The organism is Flexivirga endophytica, assembly GCF_014640635.1.
In the GTDB taxonomy this organism is placed as follows: Bacteria; Actinomycetota; Actinomycetes; order Actinomycetales; family Dermatophilaceae; genus Flexivirga; species Flexivirga endophytica.
Genome location: NZ_BMHI01000001.1, coordinates 1,018,115 through 1,033,662 on the forward strand (window position 1 = coordinate 1,018,115; position 15,548 = coordinate 1,033,662).

Consider the following 15,548-nt stretch of genomic DNA (forward strand, 5'->3'; position numbering starts at 1 on the left):
GATGTTCACACCTAGCCTGGAGCGACTTGGCACGCACGACAAAGGGACTGAGATGAAGACGACTGCACTTCCGCCCGCCACGCCGGTCACATCCGGCTTGCCCGATCAGCAGCGGAAGCTGGTGACCCCGATCCCCGGCCCCCGCTCCCGGGTGTTGCATGAGCAGCGTGCCGCAGCGCTGCCACCGGGGCTCAGCAACGTAGTCCCGGTCTTCGTCGAGCGTGCTGGTGGCGGGATCATCGTGGATGTTGATGGCAACCACTTGGTCGATCTCGCCTCAGGTATCGCGGTGACCAGTGTCGGCGCGAGCGCGCCGGAGGTGGTGACCCGGGTCCAGGAACAGGTCGCGAAGTTCACGCACACGTGCTTCCTGGTCACCGAATACCAGGGGTATGTCGACGTCGCCACCTGGCTCAACGAGCACGCGCCAGTCCCCGGAGAAGCCACCACCGCATTGTTCAGCACCGGTGCCGAGGCGGTCGAGAACGCCGTGAAGATCGCCCGCGCGGCGACCAGCCGCCCCGCAGTGATCGTCTTCGACAACGCCTACCACGGTCGGAGCCTCTTCACCCTGGCGATGACCGCGAAGGACAGGCCCTACAAGGACGGTTTCGGACCGTTCGACGCGCACGTCCACCGCGCTCCCTACGCCCAGCAGCTGCGTTGGCCCGGTGACCCCGCACAGGCGACGCCGGACGCACTGGCCGAACTGCAGTCGCTGCTGAACCGGGTTGGCCCGGAGACGGTTGCTGCGATTGTGATCGAGCCTGTCCAGGGTGAGGGTGGCTTCATCGTCCCTGCGCCAGGTTTCCTGCGTGGTGTCCAGAGCATCGCCCGGCAGCACGGCATCGTGCTCGTGGCGGATGAGGTACAGGCCGGAATCGCCCGTACCGGAAGGCTTTTCGCCAGCGAGCACGACGGACTGGAACCCGACCTGGTGGTGACCGCCAAGGCGCTCGGCGGCGGCCTGCCGCTCGCGGCGGTCACCGGTCGCGCCGACATCATGGCCGCGGCACGCGTCGGCGGACTTGGCGGAACGTATGCCGGGAACCCCGTCGCCTGTGCCGCTGCACTGGGCGTCTTCGAAATCATCGAGCGCGACGGGCTCGTCGAGCGTGCCGCGGCGATCGAGCAGCACGTGATCGCCGCCCTCCAGCCCGTCATCGAAGCGAGCGGTGTGGTCGCGGAGCTGCGTGGACATGGCGCGATGATGGCCATCGAGTTGGTCCGGCCGGGCACGTTGGAGCCGGACCCGGAGGCCGCAGTGCGGATCGCGCGGGCGTGCCACAAACGTGGAGTGCTCCTTCTCGTATGCGGCACCTTCGGCAACGTAATCCGGCTGCTGCCGCCGCTCGTCATCGACGGGGCGCTGCTGGACGACGGTCTGCAGGTCCTGGCCGACGCCATCTGGGACGAAACGTGAGCACGATGCAGCGCGACATGGACACTACGTACGCACCGCGCACCGGCAGGGCCGCACCGGGGCCGGAGCACTCGACCGACGCGCAGCTGGCGGCCATCCTGGATAGCGCCGCGGCCGCGGCCCGGCGCACAGCCGATGCCACGCCAGAGGAGCGTAGACAATGGCTCGATGCCGTCGCGAACGCCCTTGAGAAAGAGACAGATCGCCTCGTCGGCATTGCGGACGAGGAGACTGCGCTCGGTGTACCCCGGCTGACCGGCGAACTGGCAAAGGCCGCCGAGAACGCCCGCTTCTATGGACGCGCTGGTCAGCGCGGCGAGTGGCTGCGAGCGCGCATCGAACGCCTCCCGAACGGACCTGAACTGCGCCGCGCCCAGCTGCCGATCGGTCCGGTGGCGGTCTTCGGCGCCAGCAACTTCCCCTTCCAGTTCGGCACGATCGGTCACGACACGTGCTCAGCACTCGCCGCCGGATGCCCCGTGGTTGTCAAGGCGCACCCCGCTCACCCACGGCTCGCCGCGACGGTCGCCAACCTGGTGATGCGGGCACTGGATGAGGCCGGGGCACCGAAGGGCATCTTCGGCAACGTGGTCGGCTTCGATGCGGGGCCAGTGCTGGTTCGCTCGCCGCAGATCGCAGCGGTCGCCTTCACCGGCTCGCAGACCGGTGGTATGGCGCTGGTCGAAGCGGCTCGCCGGCGACCTGTGCCGATCCCGGTCTATGCCGAAATGGGCACTGTCAACCCAGCGGTCGTCACACCAGCAGCGGAGGCCGCAGCTGAGCTCGTCGCCGCCGGGTTCGTCGACTCGTTCACCCTCGGTGTCGGGCAGTTCTGCACGAAACCCGGGCTGCTGCTGGTGCCCGCGGGCAGCACCATCCCGCACGCGGTGGCCGAGCTGGTGCGGGTGCGGGACGGGGGGTGGATGCTCACTGAGGACATCGCGAGCCGTTACCGTGTCGGGCTGGCGCAGCTGCGGGCGGCCGGAGCCGAGGTGCTCGCCCAGGGTTGGCTTCCGACGGCGGGGTACGCCGCGCAGCCTGCCGTGCTATCCGTGCCGGCCGAGGCGTTGCGCGACAACGACTCGCGGCTGCGGGAGGAATGTTTCGGCCCGGCGGCCCTCGTGGTGACGTACCAGGACGTCGACGACGCAGTGTCGCTGCTGGAGGTATTGCAACCCTCGCTCGCTGGATCGGTGTTCAGCGGGGGACCGGACGATCCGGATGTTCTCCGGCTGGTGCAAACGCTCGCGGCACAGGTCGGGCGCGTGACAGTCGACGAGTGGCCGACGGGTGTGGCGTGCAACAGCGTCATACAGCACGGTGGGCCATGGCCGGCGACCAGCATCCCGACCGCCAGTAGCGTCGGGGCAGCCGCCCTGGAGCGGTTCACCCGGCCGGTGTGCTTCCAGAACATACCCGAGGAAGCGCTGCCCCCGGCGCTGCAGGATGCGAACCCCTGGTTCCTGCCAGAGCGGGAGGTGTCGTGGTGACTGGTGAATTGGGGGCACCATTGGAGGGACTGGTCGTAGCGGATTTCAGCCGGGTACTCGCCGGCCCGCTCGCCACGATGACTCTGGCCGATCTCGGTGCCCGGGTGATCAAGATCGAGCGCCGTGGGGCCGGCGATGACACGCGGGCGTGGGGTCCGCCATACTCCGCACACGGCGCGACCTACTTCGAGAGTGTCAACCGGAGCAAACAGTCGATCGCCCTGGACCTGACCGATCCGGCTGACCGGGCCACCGCTTTCGACATCGCTACCCACGCCGACATCGTGATCGAGAATTTCGCCGTCGGCACGATGGACCGGCTCGGCCTTGGGTATGACGCGATCAGCACCGTCAATCCAGGGTCGATCTTCTGCACCATTAACGGTTTCGGCGGCAACGACGGCAAGGATCTGCTCGGCTATGACTTCATCGTACAAGCCGTCGGCGGACTCATGAGCATCACCGGGGACGCAGACAGCGAACCAACCAAGGCCGGGGTCGCCCTGGTCGACGTGCTTACCGGCAAGGATGCCGTGATAGGCGTATTGGCCGCAGTGATCGCCCGGCAGCGCACGGGCCGCGGCGATCACTTGGAGGTCACCTTGCTGACCAGCCTGCTCGGCTCGCTGGCCAACCAGGGTCAGGCCAGTCTGGAGACCGGCGCACCGGGTCATCCGATGGGCAACGCACACCCGAGCATCGCTCCCTACCAGACGCTGCACTGTCGCGACGGGCTAATCGCGCTCGCGTGCGGCAACGACACCCAGTTCGGTCGGCTGACCGACGCCCTCGGTGACGCCCGGCTCGCCGCACGGGCCGAATACGCCACCAACTCCGACCGGGTCGCGCATCGTGAGCAGCTGGCGACCCAGCTCGAGGACCTGCTGAGGACGCGCGACGTCGAGCACTGGGTCGACCTGCTGCGGACCGCGCGGGTGCCGGCCGGCAAGGTCAACACCATCCCACAGGCGATCGAGTTCGCCGAAAGTCTCGGGCTCGATCCCACGGTCGAAGTCGGGGACGGCTGGACCCGTGAGATCCGGCATCCGATCAGGTGGACCGCCTACCGCACAACCAGTCCAACACCCCCACCCAGCAACGATGCCCACGCCACGCAGGTGCATGCATGGCTCGCTGCACAGACCGCCCCCACGACCGAGGTGACCGAATGAAGACCAGCACTGCCCGCCCGCTCGATCTCGCCGACATCGACGCGATGCTGACTGATGACGAGTTGGCCGTCCGCGCCACCGTTCGGCAGCTGTGCGAGCACAGCATCGACCCCTACGTCGCCGACTGGTTCGAGAAGGGTGAGTTGCCGGCCGCGCGGGAACTCGCCAAGGAACTCGGCGAAGTCGGCCTGCTCGGTATGCACTTGGAGGGCTACGGCTGCGCCGGGATGAGCGCGGTCGACTACGGACTGGCGTGCCTGGAGCTGGAGGCGTCGGACTCCGGCATCCGATCGATGGTGTCGGTGCAGGGATCGCTGGCAATGTTCGCGATCTGGCGCTGGGGCAGTGAGGAACAAAAGCAGGAATGGCTGCCGCAGCTGGCAGCAGGCGAAGCGATCGGCTGCTTCGGGCTGACCGAGCCGGATCACGGGTCCGACCCGGGCAGCATGCGAACCACGGCCCGCCGGGACCGCGGGGACTGGGTGCTGAACGGCACCAAGATGTGGATCACCAACGGGTCCATCGCCGATGTCGCTATCGTCTGGGCGCAGGCGGGGGAGGATCATGGTGGCGTCCGCGGATTCGTGGTGCCGACGAACACCCCCGGCTTCTCCGCACCGGAGATCCATCACAAGTTGTCGCTGCGTGCCTCGGTCACCAGCGAGCTGGTGCTGGACAACGTACGGCTGCCGGAGTCGGCGGTGCTACCGGAGGTTCGCGGACTGAAAGGCCCGTTGTCGTGCCTGAACGAGGCACGGTACGGAATCCTTTGGGGAGCAATGGGTTCGGCACGATCGGCCTTCGAGTCCGCACTGACGTACGGCACACAACGTGTGCAGTTCGGCAAGCCGATTGCGGCATACCAGCTGACGCAGGCCAAGCTGGTGGCGATGAACAGCGAGCTGATCAACGGCACGCTGCTCGCGCTACACCTGGGCCGGCTGAAAGACCGCGGCGGGCTGCGGCCGGAGCAGGTGAGCCTGGGCAAGTACAACAATGTGAGCAAGGCGATCGAAATTTGTCGCACCGCGCGGACGGTGCTCGGCGCCAACGGCATCTCGCTGGAGTTCCCGGTCATGCGCCACGCCAGTAACTTGGAGTCGGTGCTGACGTACGAAGGCACCGTAGAGATGCACACCTTGATGATCGGGCAGGCACTGACAGGAGAGGCTGCCTACCGCTGACCTGTCCGGATCACACATTTCGCCTACGGGCTCCGGTATTGCCTGTTTGTGGGTGTCGGAGCTTCTGAGTTCTTCCTTGCCCGCCCGCCGAACTGTTGGAACCTTCAGTATTGCTTCGGAAACTTATCTGGTTCCGGGTGGGCAGGAAACAGTCGCGAACCTACGGTGTGACCTGGCTCATAGCCGACCCGTTGTCGGTGTGGCTTGACCAATGTGCATCCGGCCAGCGTGAAAAGAGGAAGAAGGGGAAATGAGCGACTCTGCTGACGACAGTGACCTTATCCGGAAGAAGCTGCGGTGGACGGATGGTATGGCGATGACTCTCGGCATCATCACCACCGGCATCTTCACGTCCATCGGCTACACAATCGGCGCCGTAGGGCTGTGGGGAATGTTGCTCATCTGGGCGGGCGCGGCATTGATCGGCCTTTTGCAAGTGGTGTTGTACTCCGAGATGGCGTTGATGTTCCCGGACAAGACTGGTGGCATCGGTATGTACGCCCACGAGGCATGGCGGAAGTATTTTGCGCCGATCGGCCCTCTTTGTGTTTATGGCTACTGGATGGCGTGGTCTCTTGCGCTATCCGCGGTCGGCCTCACCCTGGGCGAACTTGTCGCCGCGCAGTGGTTCCCCGATTCCGGTACGTTTTTCACGCTCGGCAGCGTCCACGTGGGGGTGCCGCATTTCGTCGCCGCGGGCTGCATCATCCTCGTGTGGTTGGTGAATGTGCTCGGTATCAAACTCACCGTCCGGCTGATGTGGGTCCTGAATAGTGGCGCGGTCGTCACGCTTCTCATTTTTATCTTCGCGCCTATCGTGGCCGGCCAGTGGAGCACGTCAAGTTTCACCATGCAGTTCGGCGGCGACTGGGGTGGTGTGAAGCTGGCGATCGGGCTCCTTTATGTCGCCGGCTGGAATGTTTACTCCACGGAAATAATCGCGACCTTCTCGCCCGAGTTCGAGGACACCAGACGGGACGTACCGAAGGCAGCAATTTCCAGTGGAATCATGCTTCTGGTTGCGTTCACACTGGCGCCGATCGGAGCTGCTGGAACCGTCGGGCAAGCAGATGTGAGCAAGAACCCGGTCAGCTACGCGATCGATGCCTTTGAAAAGATAGTCGGTCCAGCATCGGGATTGGTCACCGTCATTATCTGTGCCTCCATGTTTGCGTCCATGGCCGCTTCCACCGGTGACGCTGGTCGAGCGCTGTACGGCCTGGCGCGCGAAGGTATGACCCTCAAGCAGCTCGATCATGTCAGCAAGCGCAACGGGATGCCGGTCCGGCAGATGACGATCGATCTGGTCATCAACCTGCTGATGGTGTTCTTCTTGGGCTCCACCATTGCGGTGCTGTTCGCCAGCAACTTCGGCTACCTGTTGTGCACGACATTCGCAGTTGCCGGCTTCGTGCTGCTGCGCAAAGACCGGCCCGATTGGCCCCGGCCGCTGAAGTTGCGCACCTTCTGGGTCGGCATCGCCTGCGGGATCGTCGTCATCGACGCGGTCGTGACCATCGTCGGCTTCCTCAATCCGAAGATCACCGGTTACGGCAATGCGGATTCCATCGTCATCGCGCTGGTGCTGCTCTCCTTTGGGCCGATCACATTCGTCATCCGCAAGAAGTTGCAGGACCGGCAGCCGCTCAACTTGCGCGAGGACGCACCGGCCGTGCCGGGTGCCGATGACTACACGATGTCCGCACCCCAGCCGGGTCTCGCGCCAGAGGTGTGAGCGATATCCAGATCTGAATGCCCCGACTTTCGCACGCGAAGGCCGGGGCATCCGTTATGAATTTCATCGATCGGCTGGTGTGGTGAGGACCTGGTCCGTGAACGGCAACCCGGGACGTTAGGAACGCCACGCTCAAGGCGGAAGCCGGGTTGAACGCCGCCGAACTGTCGACGACCGGATGCGACCGGGGGATCCTTCGGGCGCATCACGAGTGCCCTGCGGCATACGGACGACGCGTCGATCTGCTCGGGGAGTCGCAGCAACTGCGCGTCATATTCGTCGAGCATCTCGACTGCGCGCCGGACCTCACTCGACACTGGCCAAGTCGATCGAATCCACACCTCGACCTGACCGCCGTCACCAAGCATGGCTGCGAACTCGGCCGATCTTTCCGGGTAGAGGCCTTCGCGCTGAAGGCTCGAACCTGTCGCTCTCTCACGCCCATTCAGGAAGGATGATCACTCATTCGCACCGGGTCGTCGTCCCTGACGGTCCTGTAATCAGGGGGACAACTACGGATAGTCGTCGCCCGCGAGAGCGGTGGGTGGTTCGTCAGGGTGTGTAACCTGCACATCGCGTTCGGACGCTGCAGATTCGCTGGAGGGCAAGTCCTCGGCCGCGGCGCCGAATAGCACTGAGGTTTCGAAGTTCCTCGAGGCACGCACTGATTTGCCTACGGCCGAAGATTTGTCGTCCTGTGAGGCGTCCCAGTGTCTCAAGATGGCCCAGCCGCAAGGGTGACCGCTGCGCCGTTGAGCGTCGGATGCCCGGTCTTCGCATATGAAAGACCGGGCATTCCGAAGCTGGTGGTGCTGAGCTTGCTCAGAACTCAAGCAGGCAGCCGTTCGATGCCATCGTCGGGCTCGAGAGCAAGTTCCTCGCCCGTCGGGTCATCTCCCGTGTCGTTACGTCGTGTCGCGAGCCGCACGAGCACGCCGGCCACTATCCAGCCGAGTCCGAAAAGGACGGCACCGCGGTAGGGGCTCGGGGGCAATGGAAAGAACTGTGACTTGATCGACAGCCCGATGAGCGCCACGGTGACGACAGGGGCAATGATGCTGGTGAGTAGTCCGGCCTTGGCGCGCAGGCCGACCACGGCGCCTGCGATCGCGACGGTCGGATAGACCAGAGCGATCAGGACCGCGTCGACCGTGTACATCCAGCTGAATGCGACGAGTCCGTCTGCGGCGGTCCCGCCGGTGAGCACGAAGCTGCACGCGTATCCGATTATCGACATCACCGCGATCGCACCGAGCGCAGCGTGAGGAGTCTGGTGGACCCGATGGGTGCGGCCGAGCATCCGAGGCAGATGGCCGTCGCGGCCCCACTCGAAGATCAATCGGGCGAGGTAGTTAGTGAAAGCCAGTGCTCCGGTGATGCCGGCAATTGCGACGATCGCGAGGAGGTATGTGCCGTACCAGGACACCAGGTAGGTCTTGGAAAGTCCGGAGACCACGTCCGCTCCGAGCAGGCCCCAGCCGGACGTCTTCGTGGTGCCCAGCCCAGTGGTCACGGCCAATGACGTTAGTACGTAGAAGACGACAACCAGTGTCATCGTGCCCATGATGGCTCGGGGAACCGTGCGTCGTGGGTCATGCGCTTCCTCGGCCATGAAGACCGCACCCTCAGATCCCGCGAGGCAGGTGATGGCGAGGCCGACCGCGAGCAGTAGCGTGCCGACGGATATTCCGTGCAGCGAGAACGGTGACAGCGACGACCAGGCGATGCCGTCCTTTCCGCCTTTGATCAGGATGATCAGGTCGAACAACACGACCGAACTTACGCCGAGCGCGGCCAGCACCAGCAGCAGTCGAGCCGAAATCTCTACGCCGCGATAGGCCGCGAAGAGCACGATAGGTGTTAGGACGATCGCCCACGGAACCCACGACGACGAAAGCCAGTTCACATCCGGTGCGGCGGCGGCGAAGAAGTTCTGCAGCAGGAACGCCGAAGAGATGAAGGTGGCCGGTGTCACGACGACGCCGATGCCCAAGTAGAACCAGCCCACCAGGTAGCCGACATCGCGGCCCAGCCCGCGTCGTACGAAGCTGTACAATCCTCCGGCGGCGGAGACGTGACGGGACAGTCCGGCCATCACAATCCCGAACGCGAACATGCCGATCGCTGCAATCACGAACGCTGCCGGCGTCGCCCCCCCGGCAATGCCGGCGACCACGGACCCGGTCAGCAGGATCGAATACTCCGGTGCGATACCTCCTGCGGCGATGGCCACCAAACCTGGTACTCCGAGCGCACCCGATTTCAACTGAACTTCTTCGCTATTGCTCGTGGTCGTCACGGCAACTCCGTTCTCTTGCTTGCGCCCGCGTCGTGGGCTGCTCGTCATCGCGGGTCGCGTTGACGCGGCCATGACGCTAGAAGGGGCGCGGCCGGCAGCGTTACTACCGTGTCGACAAGGTCGCGGTGCGGACTGTGAGGTAGCCCACAAAGGGCTCGGCGGACACATCGTGCTAGGTGCCGAGGTTTGTTGTCATGATGCGTTGATCGGAACGGCGAAATGACGGTTCAGGTCAAGGACGCCATCTCAGTTGGCGACGATAGTGGGCAGCGTGAAACCACCACCATTCGACTATGTGCGTGCAGCGAACCTCGATGATGTCTGGGACGCCCTGGACGCGGATGAGGACGCGAAAGTCATCGCCGGTGGACAGAGCTTGATCCCATTGCTCAGTCTTCGCTTCGCCTCACCGTCGCTACTCGTCGATCTCGGCGCTCTCGGCGAACTCACGGGTGTCCAGCTGACGGACTCGGTCCTGCGGATCGGCGCGCTTACGCGCCATTGTGAGGTGGAGCGGAACGCCGCGATCCGTGCGGCTGCTCCACTTCTGGCAGAAGCGGCCACTTGGGTGGCGCACCCGCAGATCCGCAATCGAGGCACCCTCGGCGGTTCGGTCGCGCACGGCGACTCAGCCGCCGAGTTCCCAGCAGCATTGCTCGCACTGGACGCTACGATGGTCGCCCGATCGCGGGCTGGCGAGCGCCGGGTCGCAGCAACCGACTTCTTCTTGTCGTACTTCACGACCGCGCTCGAACCTGGCGAGATCTTGGCAGCGGTGGAGCTGCCTGTCGCACGTTCGAGTAGCACATGGGGATTTGCCGAATTCGCGCGTCGGCGTGGGGATTACGCAATCGGCGGCGCAGCGGTGCAGGCCGAGCGTGATGCTGACGGTTCGTGTCGCAGCGTTCGCGCCGGCCTCCTTGCCGCCGGACCGGCACCGTGTCTGGCGCCGGGTCTGGCTGATGCCTTTGCCGGGCGGGTCGTAGACCGTCAGCTGATTGCGGGCGTTGTCGACGAAGCGCTTGCGCGGCTGGCACCGGGCGAGAACGTGCACGGCAGCGCGGGATACCGCAAAGACGTCATCGGAGAGATGTTGCGCCGCGCGCTAGCGTCGGCGTTCGAGCTAGGAGAAGTAGCGTGAAGACCAGGGTCGTCGTCAACGGTGAGATGTACGAGCGCGACGTGGAACCACGGATGCTGATGTCGGACTTCATCCGCCACGAACTCGGCCTCACCGGGACGAACGTCGGCTGTGAGCACGGTGTTTGCGGGAGCTGCACCGTCGTTCTCGACGGGGAACCTGTGCGCTCGTGCACCATGTTGGCCGTCCAGGCCGACGGCCGCCGCATCACCACCGTCGAAGGACTGAGCAACGACGGCGAAATGCACGGGCTGCAGCGCGCCTTCACCGCCTGCCACGGGCTGCAATGTGGCTTCTGTACGCCTGGCTTCCTGATGACGCTCCTTCCGGTCTACAACGAGGGCAAACGCCTGGAATCAGAAGAAATACGTGAGGTCATCTCCGGCAACCTGTGCCGGTGCACCGGTTACCAGCAGATCGTGGAGTCCGTGCAAATGGCGCTTGATGAAGCGGCTGACCTGGCTGAGTCGGGCGAAGGCCCCGATCGTCCGTCCGACGACGCAGACGTGTCCTGATCGCAAAGCCTCGGAGCCTGTGCCCACGATGCGTTGGGCAAGGTGGCTGAACTCCCGACGCGACGTGACGCGGCCGACCGCGGACTCACTACAACGCGTCGTCGCTCAGATCCAGTGCGTGAGGCTGGTTCTCGGCACGTTCCTTGGCCCCTATCGCCGCCAACAGGTCGGCCAACCGAAGCGCGACGGCGATCTCATCTCGCCGCGAAGTGATCGAGACCTCGAGGCGTTGCTCGATCGAGCGAAGGCGGTAGGCGACGGTGCGTTCGTGGACGTGTATCGCCGCAGCAGTCGAGGCGGCGTTCTGGCCGGACGCGAAGTATGCCTTCAGCGTTTCGCGGAGCAGTTCGGTCCGCGCTTCCGGCTCATCGAGCCCGCGCAGCTCACGGGCCACGAAGTCACGCATCATCTGCCGGTCCTTCAGCACCAGAGCCTCGAGCGCGACATCGGGATAGCGCACCACGGCGCGCGGTCGGAAACGCCCGACCCGGTAGGCCTGCCATGCCTGACGATGCGAGCGCCGAAAGCCTTCGATGCCGGACGCAATCTCGCCGACCGCCACATGTGTGCTCGGCAGGGTCGTGAAGACCTCCGGCTCAGCCTCCTGGGCGTTGCGCAGGGCCGAGGCATCCAGCCAGCCGAGCACGGTGCCCGAGGTACCGCTGACAGTGAGGACCCGCGACTTCAGAGTGGCAGCGATGGCGCGGATGTTCGCCTCCGGCGAGCTGCCCCACGCGACCAAGCCCAGATGTGCCACCCGCAGGTTGTACCCGAGTTCTTCGGTTTCAGTCGGCACCCCCCGCAAGAGATCGTTCACGATCGCGCGGCGTTTGCGGTCCTGACTGCGAAAAAAGTAGGCCTTGTGCTCGGCCTGATAGGCCGCAACGACTCCCTCCATCACTGCGTCGTTCCACGCATAATGGTAGTCCGACGCCTGCCGCAGCACTGTCAGCCGGTGCTCCTCCGGGACCAGAGCGAGCGCCTCCTCAAGGATGGCATTCCATGTAATCGCCTGACCCAGTCGGTAGGTCCGCAGCAGGACCTGCAGCTCGATGCCCGACTGTGCGACCGCGCGCGCCTCGCGCAGCGCAGCATCCGAGGCGCCTTCAGGCACCCGTCGGCCGCTCGCCAGACCGTCCACGATGCTGGTCAGCGCGGCATCGATGCTGGGTCGCTCCGACTCCAGCAATACCGGGTCGTCCCTGCTGTGGAACTCCGGGACCTGTTCGATCACTTCCCGCTCGATCTGGGCCACCAGGTCGGGGATGCGTTGCTGCACAGCCGCCGCGAGTGCCGCCAACTCATGCTCGATCACCACATAGCCAATGTAGTTCGTATGGAGCCGCTCACTTAGTTGTTCCATGGACCTGGGAAGTCTCGATCAAGTCAAGGACCTCGTCGGCCCAGGCCGGGTCATACTCGTCAAGGCGGGGAAAGCCGGTGCCCGGCGGCGCCGTCCAGTGATAGGTGACGCCCGGGTTGTGCTCGGCGTAGCGGCCGCCGACGAAGAAATGCGGGCTGCCCTGGACAGGCAGGTCACGCGCCATACCCCATTGGCTGAAGACATCAGCGAGTCCAGCGCCGCGCTGCAAAGCGGCGTCCAACGCAGACACCGCGACCAATGGACATGTCTGGGCGACCCGCAGGATTCGCGCGTGCACCGAGATGCATTGGCTCTGTTCGTAATACGCGCGCCGCAGCGCCGCGTCCAGCTGGTCGCTCGCCGGAAGCCCACCAACCGACGGGTCCTTCGCCGCCTGCACGGCGGCCATTGCCGGCGTGGTCGACACAGGATATTCCGACTCTGGGCCGGACCAGTCCTGCCAGCCGAGTTCGGGCCGCAGCCCGGCGATTGCGGTCACCTCCATGTCGATGATTGCCTTCGGCGTTGGCCGTTCGTTGAACAACTCCAGCGGAAACGCCCGGTGGTCGACCAGCAGGGTGACGCCGCGCTCGCCTGCGCGTGCAGACAAGGTCTGCAGTGCGAGGGTTGCCCACGGGCACCCGATGTCGGACCAGACGGTCACGATCGCGTCGTCCTGGTTGACCAATGCGGGATCCCGGAATGGGTCGGATTGGCTGAGACTCATCCGTGACTTCCTTCCGCCACGACTTCGAGCGCACGAGGGTGCGGTACGCCGACGTTCGGGCGCCGGTCGAGTGCCCGGTGCCACAGGGTTTCCGGTGCGACCGGCACCTTTCGCACGACTTGTCCATCGGAGAAGGCGTCATCGACGGCGCTGGCGATCGACGCACCGACGGCGATGAGGCCGACCTCGCCCAGACCCTTGGCGCCGAATGGGTTGTTCGGTGTCGGCGCGTCCTCGGTCATGAGGAAGTCGACGTCCGGCATTTCCTGGGCGCCGGGCAGCAAGTAGTCCATGAAGGACGTGCACATCGGCTGGCCGGAATCGTCATACAAGAACTCCTCGTAGAGGGCGCCGCCGATTCCCTGGATCGCTGCGCCAATCACCTGTCCTCGCGTCGTCATCGGGTTGATCGCCCGGCCTGCTTCGGTGGTGGTCAGAAACCGGCGAATGGTGTGCCCGCCGGTGGCCGGATCGACCTCGAGCTGTACCAGGGTGACGCCGTAGGGATAATTCATGTGCGAGTCGACGTAGACGGCCTGCGCGCCGAGCCCTGGCTCGTCACCCGCGAGCCGGGCGGACCACCCGTCCCACCGTCCGGCGATCTCGGCGAGCGATAGGCGCGAGTCGGCGCTACCAGCCACCATGATCGACCCGTCGCTGACCACGAGATCGTCGATGCTGGCCTCCAGCATGTCGGCGGCGAGCCGCTTTGCTTTGTCGATCGTGTCGAGCGCGGCTTGCCGGGCAGCTCCGCCCGCCAGGACGGTAGACCGGCTGGACCAGGAGCCGACGCCGTCGGGGATCAGGTCGGTGTCGCCGTGCACGATGTCGATGAGTTCCGGATCGACCTGGAACTCTTCGGCGACGATCTGGGCGAGCACGGTCTCGATGCCCTGGCCGACTGAGGAGGCTCCGGTGCGCACGCGGACGCGGCCGGACGGGTCGACATCCACCGCGCCGGTCTCGTATAGGCCTAGGCCAGCCTTGTCCATCAGGATGCCGACCCCATTTCCGACGAGCCGGCCCTGGGCGCGCAGCTCGACGGCTTCCTTCTCCCACTGGTCGAAATCCGCCGCGGCGAGCGCCTTGTCTAGATGGTCGACGACGTCACCGGAATCGAAATGGTACGGCTCGAAACAGATCTCCATCCCGGGCTCGTACGGCAGGTCCGCGCTGGTCAGCAAATTGCGGCGGCGGATCTCCACCGGTGACAGGCCAATTTGGTGGGCGGCCTGATCCAGCAGCCGTTCGCGGGCGAACGTTCCCTCGTATCGCCCCGGCGCACGGTAAGCCGCCGACGGTGTCTTGTTGGACAGCACTACGTGCAGGACACCGGAATAGGCAGGTACGCGGTAAGGGCCCGGCACCATGCCGACCGTGATGTCACTTACCAGCGGTTCTGCCTGCCGTAGGAACGCCCCGTGGTTGTCCCAGATCTCATCGGTCAGGGCAAGCAATCGGCCGTCGGCGTCGAACGCCGCTGACATCTCGTAAACCTGCTCGCGAGCATGTGAGGTGGCAACCATGTGCTCAAGGCGATCCTCGGTCCACTTTACGGGGCGGCCAAGTTGCAGGGCTGCCCATGCGGTCATGATGTGTTCGGGGAACACGCCGCCCTTGACGCCGAAGTTCCCGCCGATCGCCGTATGCCGCATGTGCACGTCGGCCAACGACAGCTGGAGAACGTTCGCGATGATTCGCTGGCAGTCGTGCGCGTGGACCGGTCCCCAGATGTTCACGCCGCGGCAGCCGGGCTCCGGTTGCGCCACGCAGCCACGAGTTTCCATCGGTACCCCGGAGTGCCGTCCGACGGTGTAGGTGCCGGTGACCACATGGGCGGCGCCTTCGAACGCGCCGGGGGTGTCGCCGTACGTCTTCTCGATCCTGAGGGCCTCGTTGGTGTGGTCGTCGAAGAGCCGCACCGTGTCGTCCGCGAGTGCTTCCTGCGGGTCGAGAACCGGCGACAGCAAGTCGTAGGCGATCTCGATCCGGGCCGCCGCGTCCTCGGCGAGGTATGGCGAGTCGGCCACGATGGCCGCCACTGGCTGGCCGACGTACCGGACGCGATCTGCGGCGAAGATCGGGTGTGTGAGGTCCTCGATCCAGGGATAGACGTCGTGATAGCCGATCTGTTCCAGGGGGATGCGGCCCGGCAGATCCGCCGCTGTGATGACCATGCGAACCCCGGGTGTTCGGCGCGCTGCCTCGGTGTTCACCGACACGAGTCGCGCGTGTGCCTCGCTGGAGCGCACCACCACCAGATGCAGCTGCTGGTGCAGGTCGATGTCATCCACGAACCGAGCTTCTCCGCGCAGCAGCTTGGCGTCCTCGCGGCGTTTCACGGGTTGCCCGACATACCTCTTCGCTGAAGCCCCGAGGCCACCGGATGCCCCGGGTGTGCTTAGACCCGCGCCTGGCATCGCGTTCTCGTCAATCATGACGCTCAGTATTGAGTGCCGACCGGGCCAGGCGTTGCTGTGGTTCTGCCAAGGACTGAGC

At 65.2% G+C, this 15,548-nt stretch carries 12 protein-coding genes and 1 pseudogene; 8 read left to right on the forward strand and 5 right to left on the reverse strand.

Annotated elements, in window-relative coordinates; genetic code table 11:
- Positions 1–52: 52 nt before the first annotated feature.
- The 5 genes from gabT (at position 53) to IEX71_RS04675 (ending at position 7,004) form a co-directional block, all read left to right on the forward strand.
- Positions 53–1,423 (forward strand): 4-aminobutyrate--2-oxoglutarate transaminase, encoded by a 1,371-nt coding sequence (gabT, locus tag IEX71_RS04655; RefSeq protein ID WP_188835733.1) that lies wholly within the window; start codon positions 53–55, stop codon positions 1,421–1,423.
- A gap of 17 nt (positions 1,424–1,440) precedes the next feature.
- Entirely contained in the window at positions 1,441–2,913 is a 1,473-nt protein-coding gene (locus IEX71_RS04660) for an aldehyde dehydrogenase family protein (protein ID WP_188835734.1), read from the forward strand.
- Positions 2,910–4,085: a CaiB/BaiF CoA transferase family protein gene (locus tag IEX71_RS04665; RefSeq protein WP_229749457.1), complete on the forward strand. Its 1,176-nt coding sequence runs from the start codon at positions 2,910–2,912 to the stop codon at positions 4,083–4,085. Before IEX71_RS04660 ends, IEX71_RS04665 begins: the two co-directional genes overlap by 4 nt.
- Positions 4,082–5,269 carry an acyl-CoA dehydrogenase family protein gene (locus IEX71_RS04670; RefSeq protein WP_188835735.1) on the forward strand — a complete coding sequence of 396 codons (1,188 nt, stop codon included), beginning with the start codon at positions 4,082–4,084 and terminating at the stop codon, positions 5,267–5,269. The genes IEX71_RS04665 and IEX71_RS04670 overlap by 4 nt, the downstream gene beginning before the upstream one ends.
- A 250-nt stretch (positions 5,270–5,519) precedes the next feature.
- A complete protein-coding gene (locus tag IEX71_RS04675; protein WP_188835736.1) occupies positions 5,520–7,004 on the forward strand; it encodes an APC family permease in 1,485 nt (494 codons plus the stop codon).
- An 829-nt stretch (positions 7,005–7,833) separates the two neighbouring features.
- Here IEX71_RS04675 and IEX71_RS04680 read toward each other — a convergent pair.
- Complete coding sequence (locus IEX71_RS04680; RefSeq protein WP_188835737.1) at positions 7,834–9,303, reverse strand: APC family permease; 1,470 nt, start codon at positions 9,301–9,303, stop codon at positions 7,834–7,836.
- A gap of 271 nt (positions 9,304–9,574) precedes the next feature.
- On the opposite strand from IEX71_RS04680, the gene IEX71_RS04685 reads away from it, so the two are divergent.
- Both IEX71_RS04685 and IEX71_RS04690 read left to right on the forward strand, forming a co-directional pair.
- Complete coding sequence (locus IEX71_RS04685; RefSeq protein ID WP_188835738.1) at positions 9,575–10,444, forward strand: FAD binding domain-containing protein; 870 nt, start codon at positions 9,575–9,577, stop codon at positions 10,442–10,444.
- Positions 10,445–10,470: 26 nt separating this feature from the next.
- Positions 10,471–10,959: a (2Fe-2S)-binding protein gene (locus tag IEX71_RS04690; RefSeq protein WP_188835739.1), complete on the forward strand. Its 489-nt coding sequence runs from the start codon at positions 10,471–10,473 to the stop codon at positions 10,957–10,959.
- A gap of 88 nt (positions 10,960–11,047) precedes the next feature.
- On the opposite strand, the gene IEX71_RS04695 is transcribed toward IEX71_RS04690, so the two are convergent.
- The 4 genes and pseudogenes from IEX71_RS04695 to IEX71_RS22415 form a co-directional block, all read right to left on the reverse strand.
- Positions 11,048–12,277 (reverse strand): PucR family transcriptional regulator, encoded by a 1,230-nt coding sequence (locus IEX71_RS04695; protein ID WP_188835740.1) that lies wholly within the window; start codon positions 12,275–12,277, stop codon positions 11,048–11,050.
- 28 nt (positions 12,278–12,305) lie between these two features.
- A complete protein-coding gene (locus tag IEX71_RS04700; RefSeq protein ID WP_229749458.1) occupies positions 12,306–13,010 on the reverse strand; it encodes a DsbA family oxidoreductase in 705 nt (234 codons plus the stop codon).
- Between the two features lie 35 nt (positions 13,011–13,045).
- The gene (locus IEX71_RS04705; RefSeq protein ID WP_229749484.1) at positions 13,046–14,971 is read right to left on the reverse strand and encodes a xanthine dehydrogenase family protein molybdopterin-binding subunit; all 1,926 of its coding nucleotides are present in this window, start codon (positions 14,969–14,971) and stop codon (positions 13,046–13,048) included.
- A 108-nt stretch (positions 14,972–15,079) separates the two neighbouring features.
- Positions 15,080–15,343, reverse strand: a pseudogene (locus IEX71_RS22415) (xanthine dehydrogenase family protein molybdopterin-binding subunit); the annotation flags it as partial.
- On the opposite strand from IEX71_RS22415, the gene IEX71_RS22420 reads away from it, so the two are divergent.
- Positions 15,281–15,418 carry a hypothetical protein gene (locus tag IEX71_RS22420; protein ID WP_229749486.1) on the forward strand — a complete coding sequence of 46 codons (138 nt, stop codon included), beginning with the start codon at positions 15,281–15,283 and terminating at the stop codon, positions 15,416–15,418. The pseudogene IEX71_RS22415 and the gene IEX71_RS22420 overlap by 63 nt on opposite strands.
- Positions 15,419–15,548: the final 130 nt, after the last annotated feature.